Annotated in this window: 20 protein-coding genes, 1 pseudogene and 3 riboswitches; of the genes and pseudogenes, 13 read left to right on the top strand and 8 right to left on the bottom strand. The window is 40.3% G+C overall.

From position 1 onward, the window contains the following. The first annotated feature begins 114 nt into the window (after positions 1 to 114). The gene (locus ACGLYD_RS22245) at positions 115 to 1026 is read left to right on the top strand and encodes a DNA-3-methyladenine glycosylase family protein (RefSeq protein WP_399630617.1); all 912 of its coding nucleotides are present in this window, start codon (positions 115 to 117) and stop codon (positions 1024 to 1026) included. A 257-nt stretch (positions 1027 to 1283) separates the two neighbouring features. On the opposite strand, the gene ACGLYD_RS22240 is transcribed toward ACGLYD_RS22245, so the two are convergent. Together ACGLYD_RS22240 and ACGLYD_RS22235 are read right to left on the bottom strand one after the other, a co-directional pair. Further along, positions 1284 to 1784: a DUF2812 domain-containing protein gene (locus tag ACGLYD_RS22240; protein WP_399630614.1), complete on the bottom strand. Its 501-nt coding sequence runs from the start codon at positions 1782 to 1784 to the stop codon at positions 1284 to 1286. After that, entirely contained in the window at positions 1774 to 2121 is a 348-nt protein-coding gene (locus ACGLYD_RS22235; protein WP_187046585.1) for a PadR family transcriptional regulator, read from the bottom strand. Before ACGLYD_RS22235 ends, ACGLYD_RS22240 begins: the two co-directional genes overlap by 11 nt. 149 nt (positions 2122 to 2270) lie before the next feature. Between ACGLYD_RS22235 and ACGLYD_RS22230 the strand changes: the two genes are divergently transcribed. From ACGLYD_RS22230 to ACGLYD_RS22195, 8 genes and pseudogenes are all read left to right on the top strand, one after another. Continuing rightward, positions 2271 to 3002, top strand: a complete 732-nt coding sequence (locus tag ACGLYD_RS22230; protein WP_067205506.1) for a phosphate ABC transporter ATP-binding protein — start codon at positions 2271 to 2273, stop codon at positions 3000 to 3002. Then, positions 2999 to 3754, top strand: a complete 756-nt coding sequence (locus ACGLYD_RS22225) for an ABC transporter permease (protein WP_067205503.1) — start codon at positions 2999 to 3001, stop codon at positions 3752 to 3754. Before ACGLYD_RS22230 ends, ACGLYD_RS22225 begins: the two co-directional genes overlap by 4 nt. A 77-nt stretch (positions 3755 to 3831) precedes the next feature. Continuing rightward, positions 3832 to 3938, top strand: a riboswitch (SAM riboswitch). A gap of 77 nt (positions 3939 to 4015) precedes the next feature. Continuing rightward, positions 4016 to 5137 (top strand): methionine biosynthesis PLP-dependent protein, encoded by a 1122-nt coding sequence (locus ACGLYD_RS22220; protein ID WP_067205501.1) that lies wholly within the window; start codon positions 4016 to 4018, stop codon positions 5135 to 5137. Next, positions 5134 to 6318 (top strand): cystathionine beta-lyase, encoded by a 1185-nt coding sequence (gene metC, locus ACGLYD_RS22215; RefSeq protein WP_354314892.1) that lies wholly within the window; start codon positions 5134 to 5136, stop codon positions 6316 to 6318. The genes ACGLYD_RS22220 and metC overlap by 4 nt, the downstream gene beginning before the upstream one ends. Positions 6319 to 6364: 46 nt before the next feature. Next, on the top strand, positions 6365 to 7483 hold the full coding sequence (locus ACGLYD_RS22210) for a 5-methyltetrahydropteroyltriglutamate--homocysteine S-methyltransferase (protein ID WP_399630608.1): 1119 nt from the start codon (positions 6365 to 6367) through the stop codon (positions 7481 to 7483). Positions 7484 to 7511: 28 nt separating this feature from the next. Further along, positions 7512 to 7622: riboswitch (SAM riboswitch) on the top strand. A gap of 82 nt (positions 7623 to 7704) precedes the next feature. Then, complete coding sequence (locus tag ACGLYD_RS22205; RefSeq protein WP_354314895.1) at positions 7705 to 9162, top strand: MFS transporter; 1458 nt, start codon at positions 7705 to 7707, stop codon at positions 9160 to 9162. A gap of 122 nt (positions 9163 to 9284) precedes the next feature. Beyond that, positions 9285 to 9494 (top strand): annotated as a pseudogene (locus ACGLYD_RS22200) (hypothetical protein); the annotation flags it as partial. A 135-nt stretch (positions 9495 to 9629) separates the two neighbouring features. Then, complete coding sequence (locus tag ACGLYD_RS22195; protein ID WP_399630605.1) at positions 9630 to 9947, top strand: hypothetical protein; 318 nt, start codon at positions 9630 to 9632, stop codon at positions 9945 to 9947. A gap of 191 nt (positions 9948 to 10138) precedes the next feature. Here ACGLYD_RS22195 and ACGLYD_RS22190 read toward each other — a convergent pair whose 3' ends face one another. Both ACGLYD_RS22190 and ACGLYD_RS22185 read right to left on the bottom strand, forming a co-directional pair. Beyond that, positions 10139 to 10636, bottom strand: a complete 498-nt coding sequence (locus tag ACGLYD_RS22190) for a flavin reductase family protein (protein WP_067205492.1) — start codon at positions 10634 to 10636, stop codon at positions 10139 to 10141. 98 nt (positions 10637 to 10734) lie between these two features. Continuing rightward, entirely contained in the window at positions 10735 to 11577 is an 843-nt protein-coding gene (locus ACGLYD_RS22185) for a pirin family protein (RefSeq protein WP_399630601.1), read from the bottom strand. Positions 11578 to 11861: 284 nt separating this feature from the next. Between ACGLYD_RS22185 and ACGLYD_RS22180 the strand changes: the two genes are divergently transcribed. Next, positions 11862 to 12221: a winged helix-turn-helix transcriptional regulator gene (locus tag ACGLYD_RS22180; RefSeq protein ID WP_399630598.1), complete on the top strand. Its 360-nt coding sequence runs from the start codon at positions 11862 to 11864 to the stop codon at positions 12219 to 12221. 61 nt (positions 12222 to 12282) lie between these two features. On the opposite strand, the gene ACGLYD_RS22175 is transcribed toward ACGLYD_RS22180, so the two are convergent. The 3 genes from ACGLYD_RS22175 to ACGLYD_RS22165 all read right to left on the bottom strand — a co-directional run bounded on the left by ACGLYD_RS22175 (position 12283) and on the right by ACGLYD_RS22165 (position 17690). Beyond that, positions 12283 to 12849, bottom strand: a complete 567-nt coding sequence (locus ACGLYD_RS22175; RefSeq protein WP_399630595.1) for an NADPH-dependent FMN reductase — start codon at positions 12847 to 12849, stop codon at positions 12283 to 12285. A 629-nt stretch (positions 12850 to 13478) separates the two neighbouring features. Further along, a complete protein-coding gene (gene metE, locus ACGLYD_RS22170) occupies positions 13479 to 15773 on the bottom strand; it encodes a 5-methyltetrahydropteroyltriglutamate--homocysteine S-methyltransferase (protein ID WP_067205484.1) in 2295 nt (764 codons plus the stop codon). 45 nt (positions 15774 to 15818) lie between these two features. Then, the gene (locus ACGLYD_RS22165) at positions 15819 to 17690 is read right to left on the bottom strand and encodes a bifunctional homocysteine S-methyltransferase/methylenetetrahydrofolate reductase (protein ID WP_340741361.1); all 1872 of its coding nucleotides are present in this window, start codon (positions 17688 to 17690) and stop codon (positions 15819 to 15821) included. Positions 17691 to 17849: 159 nt separating this feature from the next. Next, a riboswitch (SAM riboswitch) is annotated at positions 17850 to 17958 on the bottom strand. Between the two features lie 439 nt (positions 17959 to 18397). Here ACGLYD_RS22165 and ACGLYD_RS22160 point away from each other — a divergent pair. Further along, positions 18398 to 18595 carry a hypothetical protein gene (locus ACGLYD_RS22160; RefSeq protein ID WP_197485359.1) on the top strand — a complete coding sequence of 66 codons (198 nt, stop codon included), beginning with the start codon at positions 18398 to 18400 and terminating at the stop codon, positions 18593 to 18595. A 268-nt stretch (positions 18596 to 18863) separates the two neighbouring features. Here the strand turns inward: ACGLYD_RS22160 and ACGLYD_RS22155 are convergent, their stop codons facing one another. Further along, on the bottom strand, positions 18864 to 19820 hold the full coding sequence (locus ACGLYD_RS22155; RefSeq protein WP_399630590.1) for an ABC transporter substrate-binding protein: 957 nt from the start codon (positions 19818 to 19820) through the stop codon (positions 18864 to 18866). Between the two features lie 112 nt (positions 19821 to 19932). On the opposite strand from ACGLYD_RS22155, the gene ACGLYD_RS22150 reads away from it, so the two are divergent. Continuing rightward, positions 19933 to 20931 (top strand): iron ABC transporter permease, encoded by a 999-nt coding sequence (locus tag ACGLYD_RS22150; protein ID WP_067205474.1) that lies wholly within the window; start codon positions 19933 to 19935, stop codon positions 20929 to 20931. Then, positions 20928 to 21980, top strand: coding sequence for an iron chelate uptake ABC transporter family permease subunit (locus tag ACGLYD_RS22145; RefSeq protein ID WP_187046579.1), 1053 nt, complete (start codon positions 20928 to 20930; stop codon positions 21978 to 21980). The genes ACGLYD_RS22150 and ACGLYD_RS22145 overlap by 4 nt, the downstream gene beginning before the upstream one ends. The last annotated feature ends 241 nt before the right edge of the window (positions 21981 to 22221 follow it).

Genomic DNA, 22221 nt, shown 5'->3' with positions numbered 1-22221 from the left:
TCTATTTCCAAAATAAATGCTTTTCAGGACGTAACAGCAAGATAGCGAAACTTTTCCACCTGGGATTATGGTACAACTAAACATATAGATAGGATGCAGAGGAGGTTTTTTAAAATGCTAGTTAATCAACAAGATCATTTGATTATAGCCGTTCCGAAAGAGTTCAATTTCAAAGAAAATATCAGCTATATGTCCAGGTCAAACAATGAGTGTATGTTTGAAATCCGTGATGGTAAGGTGATCAAGGCAATTCCGCTTGGGAATGAGATTCTATTAGTCGAAGTCAGCGAAAATACAGAGGGTAACCTTCTGGTTCGGTTTATAGAAAAATATACACCGTCTAGCGAAAGCGTTCGAAATATGGTTGTCCATTATGTACGTGATTGGTTCGATCTCGATACTGATTTGAAACCTTATTATGAGATGGCAAAAAGAGATCCATTGCTTCGACAAGCAGTAAGTGAGTTTTATGGATTGCGAAACATCGGCATCCCTGACTTGTTTGAAGCGTTATGTTGGGGAATTCTTGGACAGCAAATCAATCTGACATATGCGTATACGTTGAAAAGGCGCTTTGTGGAGACGTTCGGAAATTCGATTGAATGGGAAGGACAGTCATACTGGATATTCCCTGAACCAGAGTACATTGCGAAGCTTACAGTCGAGGATTTATCGTCATTAAAAATGACCGTAAAAAAATGTGAGTACCTGATTGGGGTTGCACAGCTTATCGCAGATGGAAGCCTATCCAAAGCTCAGGTATTGGAAACTGGGAACTTTAAGGAAGCGGAAAACATGCTTATCAAAATCCGTGGAATTGGGCCCTGGACCGCAAACTATGTCTTAATGCGCTGTTTGCGTTTCCCAAATGCATTCCCAATTGCTGACGTCGGACTTCATAACGCCATCAAACATTTGACAGGAGCAGAAGAAAAGCCGACGAAAGAAGAAATTTTAAAGCTTGCTGCACCATGGGAGAACTGGGAGTCCTATGCGACGTTTTACTTGTGGCGTTTTCTTTACTAAGATCAAGTAATTTCATGATTGGTTATTCAATCACCTCCCCTTGGAGATAAAATAGAAGGGCAAACTCAAATTGTTTGCCCTCCACTTTTTCATTAAATCTTCTCGCTTTATTTACCAAGGGGGTTTATCTTCATTCGATAATCCAATCATATATATAGAAAAGAATATCGCTAAAAAAGCAGTTACAATCAAGGTTGTAATGACGATTGGTGAATGAATTTCAAATAGTACTTGCTGAAATAAGCATCATTTATTAGTCAATAAAAATCAATTTTTCTCTTCAAGGAAATAAAAACGTACAAGTACAAAAGAATAACAAGCATAATGATAACCGTCATAATTATTTGAGTCAACTGACCTTTCCACGTCAAAAACAATCCAATTTGCGATGTTAAAAAGATTATAAATAATATCAGATAAAATTTCATCATCCGCTGAAACGTTTCTTTTACTGACTCACCATCAGAGTAAATCTTTTTTACCCCTGACTCATTTGCTTCTGTACGAAAATAATGAAATTGCTTTAGAGCGCTGTCTAAATATTGCCAACCGGCATCTTTACATAGTTGCATATACTCTTCATTCGCATCCCGGAAATCAATTTGATAGACATATGATTCATTAGGATTTTCATCGAAGGTATAGGTAAATAATCCATACTTTTTAAAATGAAATCCTTGGCGTGACATATCCGTCAGCCACTGCTCTTCTTTATCAACACTCGAAGCAAGAAAAATCTTGAACCTTTTAACAGTCATCTTCTTCGCCCTCCATTTCTTTTATGATGCTCCTGGCGTTTTTCACAAGTGATTCAAGCCTCTTAAACTCAAGCTGAAGCACTTCTTTACCTAAGGGTGTCAGCTGATTATACTTGCGGCGTTCTGCATCATCGATGTCTACTTTTTGAATGATTTTCTGCTTTTCTAATTTTCCTAGTGCTCCATATAATGTCCCGGGACCCATTGTAACTTCCCCCCGACTTATTTTTTCTACGTCCTGCATAATGGCATATCCATGACGTACTTCCCTTAAGGACAGTAAAATATAATATGTTGCCTGCGACAATGGTAAAAAACTTTCTGGCTGTTTTATCATTCTTTCACCTTCTCATTATATCGCTTATCGCTATATCGATTAACGATATAGTAACAAACATTTTTTGGAATTGCAATAGATTTTCCTTGCATGACAAAACTACCTAGATTAGAATTATTATAAATAAGAAACTGGTAGGAGAGAATGTAATGTCCAATTTTTATAAACCCGCCCTACACTTTCATGACGCCAATTATTCCATTGGTGACGTACATATTTTAAAAAATATTACGGGCTCCTTTCCGGAAGGGAAAATCACAACGCTCGTCGGCCCTTCTGGAGCAGGAAAAACAACATTGCTTAAATTATGTAACGGGCTGATCTCATCTACTTCAGGAGATATTTTCATTCACGATAAACTCATTTCCACATATGAACCCGTTGAACTACGCCGCCATGTCGGAATCGCACTTCAAAGCGCACCAATGATTAAAGGCACCGTCTATCATAACTTAGCTCTCCCTATGGAACTTCAAGGTAAAAAATTGCCTGAACAGGATGCCATTAAAATTCTAGAAGACGTCGGATTAGATGTGCAATTTTTACATCGTAAAACCAATGAATTATCCGGTGGTCAGCGTCAAAAAGTATCCATTGCTCGCACACTAATCAACCGCTCTGAAATCCTATTACTGGATGAAATCACATCCGCCTTGGACCGAACATCTTTACATGAAATCGAAGAATTAATCGTCAAAATTAACCGGGTGTATGGCACAACCATCATCTGGATAACACATAATTTAGAACAAGCCTTATCAATTGGAGATTACACTTGGGTTCTAATGAATGGTCAAGTCATTGAAACTGGCGAAAGTGACTTATTGAAATCACCAACAAATGAATTTGTGAAGCAGTTTGTGCAAGGAGGCGTAGAATGAGCTATCTTACGTTATCCATTACACTTATATTTGTAATCATACCTTTACTACTATCAAAGACTCTACGTTTAGATTTGGAAAAAGACACAATCATTGCCACAATTCGTTCCATTATCCAATTGCTTATGGTCGGCTATATTCTTAAATTTGTCTTCGATTCTGAAAACATATTGTACATTTTGTTAATGGTTACATTAATGATTGCAGCGGCAACACAAAACACCCGTAAGAAAGGAAAAGCAATCAAGGGAATCACTTGGAAAATCGCGGTCACATTACTTTTTGTAGAAGTACTAACCCAGAGTATTCTACTAGGCTTTCAAATCGTACCGCCAACCGCACAATACATCATTTCAATTAGCGGCATGGTGATTGGCAACTCAATGGTGCTATCAATCCTATTCCTTAACCGGTTCACAGCTGAGATTGAAACGCATCGTGATGAAACCGAACTCATCCTTTCTCTCGGTGGAACGCCAAAACAGGCCATTCATAGACAACTCATCAACGCAATCAAGGCAAGCATGATCCCGACAATCGAAAGTCAGAAGACAATGGGCTTGGTTCAACTTCCAGGTATGATGAGTGGTCAAATCATCGCAGGTGCGGACCCCATCCAAGCGGTTCAGTTCCAATTGCTCATCATATTCCTATTATTGACGACCGCTGCAGTGACAAGTGTATTGCTTGGCTTTTTATCATATCCAAGTCTATTCAATCAACGGATGCAGCTGCTGAAAGACAGATTTTAATAATTCGCTCTTGTTTTATTTTCCATGTCATGATAAAGTTATTGAAATTGTTCTTTTCACATAATTCCATAATTTGATTCTTATCAAGAGAGACCGAGGGATTGGCCCTATGACGTCTCAGCAACCAGCCTGTTCAGGTACGGTGCTAATTCCTTTAGGTGTTCATTTCCCTAGAAGATAAGAAGATAGTCTACGATATTTCGGGGACCCTCTTCTTATAGAGGGTCCCCTTTTGTAATCTAAAAGAAAAGGGTGACTACAATGACAAAACAAAGTTTGAATACAATCCTAGTCCAATTAGGCAATAACAGTGATCCGAAGACGGGCGCTGTCAACCCTCCGATTTATTTATCAACTGCGTACAAACATAAGGGGCTCGGTCAATCGACTGGCTACGACTACACACGGACAAAAAATCCAACCCGCTCCATATTGGAAGATGGAATTGCAAACTTAGAGAGCGGTGATGCAGGGTATGCATGCAGTTCTGGTATGGCGGCGATTCAGCTTATCTTGACACTGTTCCGTCCTGGAGATGAATTGATTGTCCCAGAAGATATTTACGGTGGCACATATCGCTTGCTCGAACAGTATTCCGACGTTTATTCAATCGGTACAACGTATACGAGTTTCGCCGATGTGAACGAGACCGAAAAGTTGATAACTTCGAAGACAAAAGCGCTCTTCATAGAAACACCGACCAATCCACTCATGCAAGAATTTGATATTCGGCAGTATGCAGAACTGGCTCAAAAGCATGATTTACTGTTGATTGTCGACAATACATTTTTAACGCCTTATTTCCAGAGACCGATTGAATTCGGGGCTGACATTGTCATGCACAGCGCAACGAAATATATCGGTGGACATAACGATGTCCTCGCGGGACTTGTCGTTGCAAAAGGTGAAAAAATTTGCGAACAACTTGCCGCCAACCATAATGCTATCGGCGCAGTCCTCTCCCCTTCCGATTCTTGGCTAATCATCAGAGGGCTGAAAACACTGCATTTAAGAATGAAACAGCATGATGAAAACGCGAAAATAATCGTCAATTATTTGAAAGATGAACCACTTGTTACGGACGTTCTCTATCCAGGAAAAGGTGGAATGCTATCATTTCGGCTGAACGATAGTGAATCGGTCGGGCCATTCCTTGAAAATCTGCAGCTCATTACATTTGCGGAAAGTCTAGGCGGAGTGGAAAGTTTCATTACTTATCCAGCAACGCAAACCCATGCCGATATTCCTCGTGAAGAACGAATACGACGTGGCGTCTGCGACCGACTTTTACGTTTCTCTGTCGGAGTCGAGGAGGCTGACGATTTGATCGCAGATTTGAAGCAAGTGTTTGCAACTTTGAATAGCGGGGTGCTACAACGATGAGTTTGAATAAAGAACGGTTGGAAACGACTATTATCCATGCTTCGACCCGCGGAGATTACGAACAAAAAACAGGTGCTGTCAACGTTCCTATCTACTTATCTTCAACGTTCCATCAGGAAAGCTTCGATGCATTCGGGCCGTATGATTATAGCCGTTCGGGCAATCCAACGAGGGATGCGTTGGAAAAAACAATTGCCTCACTAGAAGGCGGTTCGCGCGGATTGGCCTTTGCTTCCGGAATGGCTGCCATCTCGGCTACATTTATGCTCCTTTCTTCGGGTGACCATATCGTAGTTACCCAAGATGTCTACGGCGGCACATACCGATTCGTAACCGAGGTATTACCGAAATTCGGTATCGACCATACATTTGTAGATCTAGCGAATGTAGATGAAACCGCACGTGCAATCCGTCCAAATACAAAAGTAATCTATATTGAAACACCATCCAACCCGCGTTTGGGCATTACAGATATTAAAGCGATTGTTGAACTTGCAAAATTGAATGACTGTCTGACGTTTCTCGACAACACATTCATGTCGCCACTTTACCAGCGTCCACTAGATCTTGGAGTTGATATCGTTGTTCATAGTGCTACCAAGTTTTTATCGGGGCATAGCGATATCATTGCTGGGCTAGCGGTTACAAAGGGTGAAGAACTTGGCAATCGATTGGCATTCATTCAAAACTCTTTCGGCTCTATTCTAGGCGCACAAGATTCTTACGCGTTAATTCAAGGAATTAAAACGCTAGGTGCCCGTTTAACACAGTCATCCGAATCGGCGAGTAAAATAGCCTCGTACTTGAACGACCACCCGTTAGTAGATGAGGTGTTTTATCCAGGGTTAGCAAGTCATCCAGGACACGCAATCCACTCGAAACAATCGACAAGTCCAGGCGCTGTCTTATCTTTCCGTTTGCCAAACAGAGATGCAGCAAAGGCCTTTGTTGAAAACGTTCGGATACCCGTTTTCGCAGTAAGTCTAGGCGGAGTTGAATCAATTCTCTCCTATCCTGCAACGATGTCCCATGCCGCCATGCCTAAAGAACAACGGGAGAAACGTGGTATTACCGATGGTCTGCTACGTTTTTCTGTTGGACTCGAGCATGTCGATGACTTGATTGCCGATTTTGATCAAGCCTTGATTAAAACAAGTGAAAAAGTTGCCATACCTAATTAAGTACCATTAAAGAAAACATTATTATATTGGAAAGAAGGAATTTAAATTGACAAAACCTATAGCCGAACAAACTTTGACGAAAGCACCATTTAAAGCAGATCACGTCGGGAGCTTTTTAAGACCAGAACGCCTAAAGCAGGCGCGTTTGCAAAGAGAAACCGGTGATATCACTGCCAAGGAATTACGCACAATCGAAGACGAAGAAATTACAAAGCTCGTCGAAAAGCAAAAAGAAGCTGGACTTAATTCTGTGACGGACGGAGAATTCCGCCGTAAATGGTGGCATTTTGACTTCCTTTCTGGCTTTGACGGCGTTGAGTTTTTCGAAACAGATAAAGGACTCCAATTCAATGGTGTTGTAACGAAAGCACACGGCATTAGAGTGACAGGAAAAATTGGGTTTAGCGACCATTACATGATTGAACACTTCAAGTTCCTGAAAAGTATCGCAGGTGATGCAGTCGCAAAATTCACGATTCCAAGCCCGAATATGCTGATTCACAGAGCGACATTCGAAGAAGGCATCTATGCAAATGACGAAGAGTTATTTGATGACTTGGTTACAGCCTATCAAGACGTAATTCAAGCACTGTACGATGAGGGATGTCGTTATCTTCAAATCGATGACACGTCTTGGGCTTCCTTCTTATCGGAAGAAGGAAGGGAAACATTGAAAGCGAAGGGGCAAAATCCTGACAAACTTGTACAACTATCGGCACGTGCCATCAATGAATCCATCGCGAAAAGGCCTGCCGACTTGCTCGTGACGATGCATATTTGCCGCGGCAACTTCAAATCGACCTATTTTTCTAGTGGTGGCTACGAGGATGTATCCGAAACAATTTTCGGCGGATTAGATGTTGACGGTCTTTTCCTTGAGTTTGACGACGAACGCTCCGGCAGTTTTGAACCGTTGCGCCATGTCAATCGCCCTGACCTTTTCGTCGTATTAGGCTTGATCACCTCTAAATTCGGCGAATTAGAGGCCCCTGAACAGCTTAAAGCAAGAATAGCAGAGGCCTCAAAGTATGTTCCTTTAGATCAACTATGCTTAAGCCCACAATGTGGCTTCGCATCAACAGAAGAAGGTAATCAGTTAACTGAAGAACAACAATGGGAAAAAGTTCGTCATGTTGTAACTATCGCGCAAGACGTTTGGCAGTAACCTTTACAAATTAAATAGGCTAATAAAACTCTTATGAAGAGCGGTGGAGGGGCTGGCCCTATGAAACCCGGCAACCATTCAACAATCATGTTGATAAGGTGCTAATTCCTGCAAAGCACTATGCTTTGGAAAATGAGAGGGTATTTTCTCTCGAATGCCTCTCTACTAACACAGTGGAGGGGCATTTTGTTTTATTAACAATAGAATTGGAAGTGTGAGAAATGAAAAAGGAAGGTTTGCAAAGATATCATACGATTTGGGGCTTGTTATTTTTAGGTTGGTTTGTTTCTTACGTTGACCGGGTTGCAACTGGGCCGATCATTACATATATGATTGAAAATGAAGTTTCTTTTTTTGCAGACGTGGCAAACCCCCATGGAATTGGCGGATTGATTGGTAGTTTATTTTTTGCCGGTTTTATGTTAATGCAATTTCCTGGTGGCTACTTTGGGGACAGGTTTGGCTATCGTGCTATTATCATTTTAAGTATTGTTTGGGCTGGAATCGCCACTTTATTAACGGGTTTGGTGGGAGGCCTTGTTGCATTTATTCTTTTCCGAGTCCTACTCGGGCTAGGCGAAGGCGTTTTTTATTCGAATGACCGCTCTTATATTGCCTATCATACACCTCCTGAAAAAGTTGGATTAGGAATGGGTGTGGCGCTTACCGGATTATCTGTTGGTCTGACAGCGGGCACACTTGGCGTCCCTTATCTTATTACAGTCGCAGAACCATTTATGGGTGAAGGGGCTTGGCGCTTTCCTTTTTTCGTGACCGGAACAATTACACTCATTATTGCACTCCTACTATTTAAATATATGAAGCCCAAAAACGATTCAAGTGCTTCTGTAGATTTAACTTCACCTGGTATTAAAGCACAGTTTGGCAAAGGCCTATTGTACATGTCCATGTACTCAGCCGTTTTTCTTGTCATAGTGATGGGCATCTATTACTTTTCCGTCAAACTAGGTCTGTCCTCTATCGCGATTGCGGTCATTCTTGTTGCACTTTGTCCGCTCTTAATACTTTATTTATACACAACGAAGAAGTCTGAAATAAAACCGTTAATAGCGAATAAGAATCTCTTCTTATTGTACTTGTTCTTTATCCCTATCATGTGGCATCTATGGTTTTACGGATTTTGGTCCGTCTCTATCGTCAAAGATTTCGGTGGCGGTGCATTAATGGCTGCCGCTTTGATTGCATCGTTTAATGGTTTGGCTGGAATCATTGGTTTTCCTCTTGGCGGCAAAATTTCTGACATAGTGGCCAATCGTCCAAATGGGCGACGTAACGTCCTTGCTGTGCTAACCGCTGTACTGACGGTAACCATTTTTATATTTGCAGTCTATGTCATGATGGGCAATAACAATCCCATCGTTATGTCTATCATTTTGTTTGTCTCCGGATTATTCTTTTTTGCATTGCAACCGGTGGCACATGCTCTGGCTTCCGATTTGACGCCCGAAAAAAGCAGAGGATCCATGTTTGGAATGCTCAATTTGATTGGAGAAATCGGAGCAGTTCTCTCACCTGTCGTCTCCGGGGTGATTCGAGATAACACCGGCAGCTGGGGCTTGCCACTTCTACTCGATGGTGCATTAATGGCGGCGGGCCTAGTTCTAGTGCTAGCCATCTCCAGTAAGGCGGTCCGCAAGAATGTTGTATCCTTGGCTTGAGAAAAGCGCAAGATGCCCTTTGAGATGCAACAGGCATAATTCAATCAAAGGAAGTAGGCAGGCTAAGATCGCGATGTTCTGCGGCAATGGCTCGTGGGGCTAGACACTATTCCAGGTGAGCTGCAACTAAATATTTGAACAACTATCTCACTTGGTTTCAAGTATTAGAAAGTAGCCAATATCAGAGAAATGAAGTCACTTTGAATGACTTGATTATCAGAGGAAATCTAACACAAAATACAGAAACCTATGATGCACCTATATATGTTGAACTAATGGTTCTATATAATCTCCAGCGAAGGCGCCTCATAGGGGTAGCCGTGCGTTGTTGAGTGGATTCTTTATGTCAACATATATAGGATTCGCACTATAAAAAGTAGTTCTTATTCAACTAACGGACCATTTAATGGAATAAACTATGTTAAAATTGAATCAATTCAAAAGCAAAAGAAAGGAGGGATTATAATATGGGCTCAACTTTGGAATTTGTGCGTATTTTACTACCCATTGTAATAGTGGGTGGAATTGCAGTATTTGTAATTCTAAGAATGAAACATAAGTATAAGAAAGGCACGCTTGGTAAGAAAAAGTCAAAAAGTGCTCAAAATTTATTAGATAGTTTAATACCATTCGGAATGATGATTGGATTCGCTATTGCTGTACTTTTAAACATATTTTCCCTAATTCCCTTACTATCTGCAATTGCTTGGGGACCTGGGATAGGTTTATTAGTTGGCTATTTTGCTTATGAAATTTATAGCAAAAAAGAAGAAATTTATTCCTAACATTTTTTCCATAAATGGGTACCTTAGTATAAGAAGGCTGTACTACGAATTAGAACTTCTGGATAATTGGAAGTTTCCCCCTATATCAACATTAAACTTTAACAGAGCCTCTTTTTCAAGAAAAAAAGGCGTGTCATCAGTAGATTAAACTGATGACACGCCTTTCTACACTGAAGATTGTATAGACACTGTCAGCCATAAAATTCTTCTGGAATTGCACCTATAGTTCTACGGTGATACAGAAGTGGTTCTTTACTTTCATTCTGAATATCTAATACTTCGCCTATTAATATCGTATGATCTCCAGCTTCAATTTGTTGCACCGTCTTACATTGTAAAACCGCAAGCGAATTTGAAAGTACTGGTAGGTTTAAATCCGATTCTTTCCAATCACATTGACTAAATCGATCAGCAACCCTGCTCGAGAATAACGTACATAACTCACTTTGATCTGCTGCCAAAATATTCACCGAAAATTTTTCAGCATCTAGAAAGTCACTATAAGTGGATACTCTTTTATCAATGGACCATAAAATTAGTAAAGGCTCTAATGATACCGATGCAAATGAATTGACCGTTAACCCCATCGGTTTTTTATCTGCATCAAATGCTGTAACGACAGTGACTCCCGTCGGATAATTCCCCATTGCTTCTTTAAAACTCGCTACCTGCTCTATCTTACTTCCCATATCAGCAACTCCCATTTTCTTATTTCACTTAAAATCATATCAAATCTATTAGAATATTTCATACTTTGTGATTCCGCACTAAATTCACTGGTACATGTTCACTCGAATCTTCCTTCTCTGTAATCTTTATAGGCCTGCATAATCTCTTCTTCTGAATTCATCACAAACGGGCCGCGAGCTACTACTTTTTCTCCGACAGGCTTACCTGCATATAACATGATATGCAGTTTCTCTTCTGCGTGAATCTTCACCTCAGTTTGTTCTTCATCTGTTCCACGTTCCAACCAGAGAACCTGCCCCTTCTTCCCCTCCACGCTTTCAATGCCAAATGTCCCTATTCCTTCTATTATATACAGAAATCCATTGTAACTGCCGGGAAGGTCCTGTGTAACAGTGGTACCGGGTTCAATGATCAATTCAACCATCGTAACAGGCACGTGATTTTTCGTATCAGCCGTAACACCTTCCGATGAACCGGAAAAGACACGTATCGTAGCGCCATCTTCATGACGGACTGACATATCTTGTGCACGCATGTTCTGGTAACGCGGTTCCGTCATTTTTTTATCACTTGGAAGATTGACCCACAGTTGCAAGGATTGAACCGTTTCCCCAACAGCCGGATCCTCTGTATGAATGATCCCTTTACCCGCTGTCATCCATTGAACGTCTCCAGGGTGTAGTTCCCCTCCCCCAGTCTTATTGTCAAAGTGTTCTAGCGTCCCATCAATGACGTACGTAACTGTTTCAATACCACGGTGCGGATGCATGCCAAATGTTCCACGCCCAAAAAAGTCTTCAGCCATCAATAGAAATGGATCGACTTCTTCCCAGTTTCCCGGTTCAATGACCAATCCTACTTTATGAGTTGGCGAGTGTTCCTGATAAACGACATCCCTTACACTTCTGATTCCCCTTGAAAAGACCGATTTATTATTCATATTAAATTCCTCCTTCTGTTTTTGGATGTATATGTTGAATTAAAAGATTCCATTGTATTCGCTACTGTGCTAAGGGGTGCCCCGTCCTAAGACAGGCTTCGGCTGCCCCTTGTAAGGCTCTTTCGCTAAGTTTAGTAAGGTGTTCATTTGTTCAGTATATATAGCTAAATTTTACCGAATAGTAATGGATCACTATATATGTTATTATGGAATAAATCTACCCGAATGTGAAGTACGCACTATAAAGTGCTATAGTATACAAAAAGATACCTATGGAGGTTATTATGGAGATAAAGCCTGAACTATGTAAAGTTGACGAAGCTTTAGGGATCTTGGTAGGTAAATGGAAACCAATTATTTTACTGCATTTAATTACTGAAGGTACTCAAAGATTTAGTGAATTAAAAAGATTGATGCCCGACATTACTCAAAAAATGTTAACCAAACAATTAAGGGAATTGGAAGATGAAGATATTATTAACCGAGTCATCTATCCGCAGGTTCCCCCGAAAGTTGAATATTCTATTTCGGAGTACGGAAAAAGCTTACAGCCCGTCTTAGCAATTATGCACGAATGGGGTACCGGACATGCCACACATATTGAAAAGAAAAGAAATAGCCAGAATACCAGCGACGCACTATAATGGATAAATCAAAAACAGACACTCTCCAGAGAGTGTCTGTTTTTGATGATCAGTAGATTACTTAAGCTTTAACTGTAGCATTTGTTTTGTTATAGAACTCAATAAAGTTAAATACTACTGAATCCAAGAAATCGATTGTAGCTTTATCAGTAAGTTCACCAGCTTCGTTCATTTTCTCATGAACTGAACCGATGTATACTTCGTTACCTGGCAGTAAGATAGGAGCTAACGCCGGATTTGACAGAATTTCTCTTAAGTGGAGTTGCGCACGGATACTTCCGAATGCTCCCATAGATGATCCTACGATGAAGCCAGGTTTGTTTTTAAGTGTGAAATCTCCACCACGTGATAACCAGTCGATTGCATTTTTCATTGCGCCTGGAATAGAGAAGTTATATTCAGGAACTGCAAATAATACAGCATCTGAATCTTTTACATTATTTTTAAAATCAACTACGTTTGCAGATGGGTTGCTTTCTATATCAATTGAAAACATATCAAGATCATTGATAAAGACAGGTGTAATGTCTAATTGATCTGCATAACGACTTCTCATATGTTCAACTATTTTTAAGTTGAATGAAGTTGAACTTGTACTACCGATAATTGCCTTAACTTTAATTGCCATGATGTAAAACTCCTCTATTATATATGATTGTGATTGTAATTCAGCTTCCTATACTAATTATACACAAGTAAATCAAATTAGGTAGTACGCACTTCAAAGTGCCATAGTATATGAAAGGATACCACATAAGGCAAAAGTAAAAATGCTGACCTAAGCTCGTCATATTTTCCTGCGTAACCGAGCATATACTCCGACAACCGAGCATATACTTCGCCCGACCAATCATATCCCTCGCCAACCGAGCATATCCTGCACCCGACCAATCATATACCACGCAAACTGAGCATATCCTTCACACGACCAATCATATACCACGCAAACCGAGCATATCCTTCATACGACCATTTATATCCTACGACAACCGAGCATATACTCCGCGCGACCAATCATATCCCCCACCAACCGAGCATATACTTCACGTAACCGATCATATCCCTCACGCAACCGAGCATATACTTCGCAGACCAATAATCCCCCGACCACAATAAAAAGGTATCTCCCCGTCATTAATGCACGGGAAGATACCTTTTTTATTGTGAACATATGAATACATGTAATAACAAAGCAATGGTGCCTTACTGAGGTAGCCTAAGCGGATTTGAAATGAATCTTCATTTCAACTTAAATAATTAATTCTTAAGCGTAGCCAATTGACTTTCTCTAACTTCTTTCGCCGCTTCAACCATGATTTTCAAAGCGCCAATTGTCTCTTCTTCTTTTCTTGTTTTCAAGCCACAATCCGGGTTAATCCAAAATTGTTTTGGATTAATTGTTTTGAGTGCACGATTAATATTTTGTTTCATTTCTTCCTTGCTTGGAACACGTGGACTGTGGATGTCATAAACGCCTAAGCCAATTTCTTTATCATACGTATTGTTCTCAAATGCAGCGATAATTTCGCCATGACTTCTTGACGTTTCGATTGAAATAACATCTGCATCCAGCGCGCTAATGGATTTGATAATACCGCTGAATTCCGAGTAACACATATGCGTATGAATTTGCGTGTCATTTTCAACAGAAGAAGTTGCCAATTTGAATGCATAGACAGCAGCATCTAAGTAACTTTCACGTTTATCTTGATCCAACGGTAAACCTTCTCGAAGCGCAGGTTCATCTACCTGAATCATGCGAATACCGTTCTTTTCAAGCTCTTCAATTTCTTTACGAAGTGCAAATGCAATTTGGTTCAATACGTCGAAACGTGGAATGTCATCTCGGACAAAGGACCAATTCAAAATCGTTACAGGGCCCGTCAGCATACCTTTTACAGGCTTCGTCGTTAACGTTTGAGCATAGACACTTTCTTTCACAGTAATTGGTTCACTAAACGCAACATCACCTAAAATGAGTGGTGGCTTGACGCAACGAGAACCATAAGACTGAACCCAGCCAAACTGTGATACTGCAAATCCTTCGAACTTTTCACCGAAGTATTCAACCATATCTGTTCTTTCAAATTCACCATGGACCAAAACATCAATGCCGATGTCTTCTTGAATTTCAATCCATTTGTCAATCTGATCTTTGATAAATTGCTCGTAGGCCTCGTTTGTAATTTCTCCTTTACGCCATTTAGATCTTGTCTGTCTTACTTCTGGCGTCTGCGGTAAACTCCCGATTGTCGTTGTCGGCAGAAGAGGCAAATTAAAACGTTTTTGCTGCTCGATAATTCGTTTCGCAAATGGCAATGAGCGATTTACATCTTGCTCAGTTAGATTTTCAATCGTTTCTTTCACTTCAACGTTTTGCCGATACTTCGAGTTATTTAGACGTGCAAGTGCATTTCTGCTCTCCTCAAGTCCTGTCGCAATCGTTTCAGTGCCATCGTGAATCCCCCGACTAAGGAGCACAATTTCAGCAAGCTTCTGATCAGCGAATGACAGACCGCCTTTAATAATTGGATCCAATTTCTCTTCAGTTTCCGTACTGACAGGAACATGAAGAAGTGAAGAGGAAGGTTGAACAATCAAACGGCTTTTATCAACATGTAACTGAATTTCTTCTAATAGTGTTACTTTTTTATCCAGATCCGCTCTCCACACATTTCTACCATCAATGACACCCGCCGCAAGTACTTTGTCTTGAGGGAAACCATATTTTTGTAGCAATTCAAGCGAATCGCCATGAACAAAGTCTAAACCAAATCCGTGTACCGGCAGCGCAACAACCGCTTCATAATTAGCTACTTTTTCAAAATAAGTTTGTAGGATAATCTTTAATTGTGGCACTGCTTCATGAATTGCTGCGTATGCCTGTTGCACATGTTGGAAATCCTCTTCTGTCAACTTACTTGTAAGAATCGGCTCATCAATCTGAACCCACTCAACGCCTGCCACTACAAGCTCTTTCAATACTTCAATGTACAACGGCGTAAACTGTTGCAATAAAGTAGAAAAATTCTCTTCGCCAAAAGATTTTGCCAGTTTAATATATGTAACTGGGCCTAGGATAACCGGCTTGCCATCAATACCCAGCTTTTCTTTTGCTTCCTTATAAAAAGCGAGCGGGCGGTTCTCTACTAATTGCGGCGTTACACCTTCTAGTTCCGGAACAATATAGTGATAATTTGTATTAAACCATTTTGTCATCTCTGAGGCAACCGCATCTTTAGTTCCACGCGCAATTGCAAAGTATGTTTCCAAAGGTACTTTACCACCCGCATACTCGAAGCGTTTTGGTACGACACCAAACATAATAGATGTGTCCAGCACATGGTCGTATAATGAAAAATCTCCAACCGGAATTAGATCAACACCGAATTCTTTTTGTTTCTGTAGACTTTCTAAACGAAGCGTTTCCGTTGTTTTCAGTAGCTGTTCTTCTGATGTTGCCCCATTCCAAAAACTTTCCAACGCCCTTTTCCATTCACGTTTTCCACCGATTCTTGGATATCCACTAGTTGAACTTTGTACTTTTACCATTGTATGTTAGCCCCTTTATTTTTTATTGTATTTTTTCAACCTGTTTTAATACACGATACTCTCGGTTTGGACCACCTCCCTTGCTACAATCACGTCCACTTTACCGTGTATATACTCCGTCAAATTCACAGTCATGTCATAGCGCATAAAGGGAGTGATTAAATAGATGCCATGAAAATGCTCCAGCGCCACATCGATCAATTCTTTCGAAACCTCTAAACCTTCTTTCGTAGACTGCTCACGATTACCATCAGATAAAGCCATTCTTGCACGTACTTGATCCGTCAACTTAATGCCTGGTACCTCATTGTGTAGAAATTCGGCGTTTTGCGATGAAGTCAGCGGCATAATTCCGATGTAAATTGGCGTCTCAATATGTTTTGTTGCCTCGTATACTTCAATTATCTTCTCCGTGCTATAGATAGGCTGGGTAATAAAATAGTCGGCTCCCGCTTCTATTTTTTTCTCTAATCTCTCCACAGCACGATCTAAATGACGCACGTTCGGATTAAAGGCCGCTGCCACAGTAAAGGATGTTTTCTGTTGCAATGACTTTCCAGACTTTGAAATGCCCTCATTGAATTGCTTTATGAGTTGAATCAATTCAAAGGATGTCACATCGAAAACGGATGTTGCTCCGGGGAAATCACCAATTTTCGTAGGGTCCCCCGTAATCGCTAGCAATTCAGTAATACCCAGTGTGTGTAATCCCATGAGATGTGACTGTAATCCAATTAGATTGCGATCTCGGCATGTAATATGGACCAAAGGTGTTGCACCAATCTTTTGTTTAACAAGTGAAGCCATTGAAGCGTTGCAAATTCTTGGCGTCGCTAAGGAATTATCAGCCAGTGTAATGGCATCCACGCCTGCATCCTTTAACGCCTGAGCCCCCTCAAAGAACTTGCCCGTGTTTAAATGTTTGGGCGCATCAAGTTCAACAATTATCGAATGTCTTTTTCTCACTGTTTCAAGCAATGTTGGGGGTTGAGATTCCTTCAATTCAGACTCCACAACCTCTGTCTTTACCTCCTTCTTCTTAACAAGCTTTTCTTGAATTGGTTCCCGAATTGTAAGTCCTTTCACTAGGGCCCTAATATGTTCTGGCGTCGTCCCACAACATCCTCCTATTAAACTAACTCCTGCCTTCCGAAAACTCAGTGCGAACTTTTCGAAATATTCAGGCTCATTTTCGTAAAAAAGTTTCCCATCCTTATATCCTGGATAACTAGCATTCGGATACACCGAAAGTAAAGCACGCTTCATCAACGGCACAGTTTCTAGAGACTTCAGCATATGGTGAGGGCCAAGGCGACAGTTAATGCCTACTATATCTGCACCTAAATCCTCCAACTGCTGTAAGGCATCTATGAGCTCTATCCCATTTTGGAGCACCCCCGCCTCATGCATTGAAACATTCGTAATAATCGGGATATCTGTCTCCTCACGTGCAATTTTGAGCACGGTTGTTAATTCATCAAAATCGTAATAAGTTTCTAAAAGTAGGCCGTCCACTCCCTCAAGAAGTAAGCAATATAGTTGTTCCCTAAAACTGCGCTTGATTTCATCCTTTGTTCCAATGGATGTTCGAGATCCATGAATACCCCCGATAGTTCCAAGGACGAACGTATTTTTACCCGCTGCTTTTTTCGCAATTTGAACTGCGGCTTTATTTATCTTTTTTACACTGTCCTCTAACCCATGACGTGCTAACTTGATATAATTCGCACCATACGTATTAGTTTGAATAATATCCGCACCTGCCTCTATATAGGCTTGGTGGATGCGAAGCACTTGATCTGGATGTGTCAAGTTCAGCTCTTCAAAACAAAGATCCACACCGTGTGAATAAAGTAGAGTTCCCATTGCACCATCACCGATCAAAATTCGTTCTTTCATAGTATCTAGTAAATTCACGACTATCACTTGCTCCTTTCACTTTCCCAAAGTCCCGTTCCGGAAAAACTCTTCATTATTCTTCAAAATATGTTACTTAATGGGAAAATTAATTAAAATAAAAAGAGCCTCTTCCTATGTTGAATAAAGGAAGTAGACTCTAAATCTGAATAAGTCTTCTCCTCATCTACCAAGTCGTGTTATCAACTTGCTGGAATTAGCACCATGCCATAAAATGGCGGTTGCTGAGGTGTCATCGGGCCAGTCCCTATACCTCTCTAGATAAGAAAAACTATTAAATTGGATTTGCTTAGTTACGTTATTACAGACTTTACATCATTGTTGGAAAATTAGCAACACCTTTTCGAAAAGTAATTAATTTATTTCACTGATTCAGACTATTACTTGTCACCTTAAACAACATAGTTGCTAAACAGCCTTTCGCCATCCTTCATATAAATTCTTACGTCTCTCTTAGCTTAAAAAGGTCAATCAAGGTACCAATAAGTCACTTCTGTCAATTGATCCTTTTCCAGAATTGATTGCGTAACCCGCCGCTCTTGCTCCCCCATCCTAAGTGAGCTAAATGCACATAATAATAATATTAATAATGAGTCCATTAACCACTGTCCCCTCTGTAACCCTGCATATAATAAACTATAAGAACAATAACGAACGACCCGTTTACTCAGTTGTTGTTCCCATCAAATTGAAGGGAGGTCATTGACTTGAAAACTTCCTTGGGCATCTGGATTGGTTGGTTAGCAATAATTTTAGCGGCTATAGGGTTCTTTTATGCTCCTTATTGGTTAGGTGGTGGCGCACTCGTTTTAGGCTTAGTCTGTTTAGCTTCTCCACAAAAAGCATTGGCATGGATTTCAATCCTGCTTGGAGCCATCGTATTATTAATCACGATGTTCCAGTAGCCGGATAATTAATGATACTTCAAGGTATGTTTGGGCTCCTACCATACATACCTTTTTTATTTGATTTGTATGCTTACGATTTACTAGTTAGTTTTTTTGCAGTTCGGCCACATCAGAACACCAAAACGTCGTTTGTGATAAAGTATCCTAAAGAAGACGCAGCTGAACAGTAAATTATGTATAAAAAAACAGCCCAGTGAAGCGAGTAAATATCGCATCATCGGGCTGTTTTCTGTTTTCATCTTTTTATTATTTCATTCCATTTAAATTACTTTTTCAAGAAATACTCCTCAATATCATCCAGCATTAAGTTCGCTGCTAATACACCACCAGCAGTGTTCCAAATGATGTCATTTACTTGTGAGACGTTTCCACTTTTCGCGACATTTAGATTTTTAAATAATGGATCCTCAATCCAGTCGTTTGTAAGCTTCGTTGCTTCGTTATCTCCAGTTTCATAAGTGAAGTAAAAGAGCACATCGCCATCCATAGCTGGAATACGTTCTTTCGTGAGGCCTTTTTCAGCAAAATCGTCCACATCTTGTCCATCTGCGCGCGCAAATCCAAGTTGATCTAGAATCACACCCGAGAAGGAATCTTTATGGTAAATGCGTATATCTCCCGCCATAAAGCGAACCATTGATATTTTTTTATTTGTTTGATCCCCTAATTCAGTCTTGATTGTTTCAACGCGATTATTGTATGCACCTAATACCTCGTTACCTTTTTCTTCTTGATTTACTGCTTTCGCATATAATTTAAAGTTTTCCTGCCAATCCCCGCGAAGCGTTTCTGCAAAAACAGTTGGGGCAATTTTGCTTAACTGTTCGTAAACTGCTTCGTGACGCATTTTATTCCCAATGATCAGATCTGGTTTTAAAGATGCTATCTTTTCTAAACTTGGTTCTGATTCAATACCCACAGATTCAGTACCTGTCATGTCCATATGATCATACCAAATTTTCTCAGCGGGTGATTGAACTGCACCTACAGGTTGAATTCCCATTGATAGAAGGGCTTCAGCACCTTCGTTTGTTAAGATTACAATGCGTTTTGATGTTCCTTTTACATCTGTACTTCCCATTGCATGATCGACAGTATATGTTTCTACATCAGCTGGTTGTGCACTTTCACCTGAATCTTTTGACTCCTTAGTAGCCCCACAAGCCGCTAATACAAGAATACTCATAATAAGTATGAGGGATGATATTTTTCGCATGTACATTATTTCCTCCTGTTAATTGAGAATGAAAATCATTTACACTTAGTATGCTATATGCTAATATATTTCATGTCAACAGTGAATTGAAAATAATTCTCAATGAAGTGAGGAAGTCATGATACATACATCAAGGGGTAAGTGGATTGCTCTTATCGTAAGTAGTTTAGTTTTCATTCTTTGTTTTTTTTCTAGTATTGTATACGGCTATACAGATACAAGCTGGTCCACTGCCTTTTCCGCATTTAAAGAAAATGACGGATCAACTGAACATCTTGTCATTCAAAATGTACGCTTACCACGTGCATTAATTGCTGCAGCTGTTGGAGCTTGTTTAGCCACTTCAGGTGCAATTATGCAATCCATAACGAAAAATCCATTAGCCTCTCCAAGTATTCTAGGTATTAATGCTGGTGCTGTTTTCTTTGTCGTAATTGGGGTTGTGTTCTTCCAAGTACAAAGCCTCCAATCTTATATGATGTTCGGATTAGTCGGAGCGGCCGTTTCCTTCGGGATTGTCTTTGTTTTAAGTAGTATTGGCAGAGAAGGGTTAACGCCAATGAAGCTTATATTAGCAGGAGCAGCAGTTTCCGCTTTATTCTCATCCATGACACAAGGATTCCTAACAATTAACGAAACAGCACTCGATCAAGTATTATTTTGGCTCGCAGGTTCCGTAGCCAATCGGCCTATCGGTCTATTAATTACAGGATTGCCTTATATGGTGATTGGATTGCTGGTAGCCTTTGTTTTGGCGAAGCAAATGAACCTACTAGCAATGGGTGACGATGTTGCGTCTGGATTAGGTCAGAATGTAGTGCTATTAAAATTTGTTTTTTCTCTTATTGTAGTTGTATTAGCAGGTATTTCTGTAGCAATTGCGGGTCCTATCGGCTTCATCGGAATCATTATTCCTCATATCGTTCGATCATTCATCGGGATCCAACACCAGTGGGTATTTCCATTTTGTGCATTATACGGTGGAATTCTCTTACTCGTATCTGATATTGCAGCCCGATACATTATAATGCCCAAGGAAGTGCCGGTTGGAGTCATGACTGCATTAATCGGTGTTCCATTCTTTATTTATGTGGCAAGAAGGAGATTTGGGGCATGAAAAATAAAGTGACAGTTCGAATAGGAAATGTTGCTTCGTTTATTTTAGATAAGAAATCTTTGTTTACAACGATGATTGCAACGTTGCTTTTAGGGTTAGTAGCTATTCTATCGATGAGTTCTGGTGAGTTTTTCATTTCACCTTTAAATGTCTTAAAAGTTATTTTGGGTATTGGTGAGTCTTTTGATCAAACGATTATCTTTGAATTTCGGCTACCTCGTATTATGATGGCCATTTTAGTTGGAATCGGCTTAGCGACAGCGGGCGCCATTTTGCAAAGTGTATCTAGAAATCCTCTTGGTTCCCCAGATATCATTGGGATTACGGCAGGAGCTTCATTTGCAGTTGTATTATTTCTAGCATTGTTTTCAAATGAAAGTAATGCGCTAACAGTGAGTCAAGATTGGATGCCGTTATTTGCTTTCGGTGGTGCGATGATTACAGCCGCGATTGTGTTCACGTTATCTTGGAAAAACGGCATTGCCCCCTTCCGAATGTTACTTATAGGGATTGGAATTTCAGCATTTATGCATGCTGGAACAACCGTACTTATGCTTGTTGGACCAATCCATCAGGCGAGCCAAGCGAATATTTGGATCACTGGAAGTATCTACGGTTCAAATTGGACTGAAGTTCGAATGATTGCGATATGGATTACTATTCTTTTTTTCATCACGCTTGCCATGACGAGGGAAATGAACGTTTTAGAACTTGGTGATGATTTGGCGAAAAGTGCTGGATCCCCAGTTCAAAAGAACCGAATTATTTTCCTTTTACTTTGTGCCGCCTTGACGGGTGCCTCCGTTTCTTTTGCCGGCGGTATTGGGTTTGTTGGGTTAATCGCACCACATATTGCAAAAAGAATTGTCGGCCCTACCTTTGGTTCAATGGTAGGTTTATCCGCAATCATTGGAGCAATTCTCGTTGTTGTTGCAGACTGGATTGCTCGTGTTGCCTTTGCACCGATTGAAGTGCCTGCAGGTGTATGGACAGCCGTAATAGGGGCACCTTACTTTATCTATTTGCTTATCAAACAAAGAAGTCGATAGAAAGAGGACAAGTAAGTTTAGACAATTTCCAAATAACGCATACGACGATTCTGCACATAGATCATGTCGCTTTCCATGTTAAAGATTTTTTTATTCCCATGACAAGACAAGACACTTTAGTAGATATGAAAGAAGTTCTAGATAATTCAAATCTAGCTGTCACTAACTCTATATTCGGAAAACTTATTGGTTTGTTGGCAGCGATTTTCACCTATGCCTATTTCCAGTCTGGAATAAAATA

This window comes from Sporosarcina sp. SG10008, from assembly GCF_044569405.1.
GTDB classification, from domain to species: domain Bacteria; phylum Bacillota; class Bacilli; order Bacillales_A; family Planococcaceae; genus Sporosarcina; species Sporosarcina psychrophila.
The sequence above is the reverse complement of the archived record's forward strand: the minus strand, read 5'-3'. Positions and strand labels throughout refer to the sequence as shown.

What these genes read in the sequence shown, in the direction of transcription:
- ACGLYD_RS22155 (WP_399630590.1), bottom strand. Translation starts at nt 19,820, where the DNA reads ATGTACATGCGAAAAATATCATCCCTCATACTTATTATGAGTATTCTT.
- ACGLYD_RS22205 (WP_354314895.1), top strand. Translation starts at nt 7,705, where the DNA reads ATGAAAAAGGAAGGTTTGCAAAGATATCATACGATTTGGGGCTTGTTA.
- ACGLYD_RS22240 (WP_399630614.1), bottom strand. Translation starts at nt 1,784, where the DNA reads ATGACTGTTAAAAGGTTCAAGATTTTTCTTGCTTCGAGTGTTGATAAA.
- ACGLYD_RS22175 (WP_399630595.1), bottom strand. Translation starts at nt 12,849, where the DNA reads ATGGCAATTAAAGTTAAGGCAATTATCGGTAGTACAAGTTCAACTTCA.
- ACGLYD_RS22145 (WP_187046579.1), top strand. Translation starts at nt 20,928, where the DNA reads ATGAAAAATAAAGTGACAGTTCGAATAGGAAATGTTGCTTCGTTTATT.
- metE (WP_067205484.1), bottom strand. Translation starts at nt 15,773, where the DNA reads ATGGTAAAAGTACAAAGTTCAACTAGTGGATATCCAAGAATCGGTGGA.
- ACGLYD_RS22225 (WP_067205503.1), top strand. Translation starts at nt 2,999, where the DNA reads ATGAGCTATCTTACGTTATCCATTACACTTATATTTGTAATCATACCT.
- metC (WP_354314892.1), top strand. Translation starts at nt 5,134, where the DNA reads ATGAGTTTGAATAAAGAACGGTTGGAAACGACTATTATCCATGCTTCG.
- ACGLYD_RS22235 (WP_187046585.1), bottom strand. Translation starts at nt 2,121, where the DNA reads ATGATAAAACAGCCAGAAAGTTTTTTACCATTGTCGCAGGCAACATAT.
- ACGLYD_RS22220 (WP_067205501.1), top strand. Translation starts at nt 4,016, where the DNA reads ATGACAAAACAAAGTTTGAATACAATCCTAGTCCAATTAGGCAATAAC.
- ACGLYD_RS22180 (WP_399630598.1), top strand. Translation starts at nt 11,862, where the DNA reads ATGGAGATAAAGCCTGAACTATGTAAAGTTGACGAAGCTTTAGGGATC.
- ACGLYD_RS22195 (WP_399630605.1), top strand. Translation starts at nt 9,630, where the DNA reads ATGGGCTCAACTTTGGAATTTGTGCGTATTTTACTACCCATTGTAATA.
- ACGLYD_RS22150 (WP_067205474.1), top strand. Translation starts at nt 19,933, where the DNA reads ATGATACATACATCAAGGGGTAAGTGGATTGCTCTTATCGTAAGTAGT.
- ACGLYD_RS22230 (WP_067205506.1), top strand. Translation starts at nt 2,271, where the DNA reads ATGTCCAATTTTTATAAACCCGCCCTACACTTTCATGACGCCAATTAT.
- ACGLYD_RS22190 (WP_067205492.1), bottom strand. Translation starts at nt 10,636, where the DNA reads ATGGGAAGTAAGATAGAGCAGGTAGCGAGTTTTAAAGAAGCAATGGGG.
- ACGLYD_RS22185 (WP_399630601.1), bottom strand. Translation starts at nt 11,577, where the DNA reads ATGAATAATAAATCGGTCTTTTCAAGGGGAATCAGAAGTGTAAGGGAT.
- ACGLYD_RS22245 (WP_399630617.1), top strand. Translation starts at nt 115, where the DNA reads ATGCTAGTTAATCAACAAGATCATTTGATTATAGCCGTTCCGAAAGAG.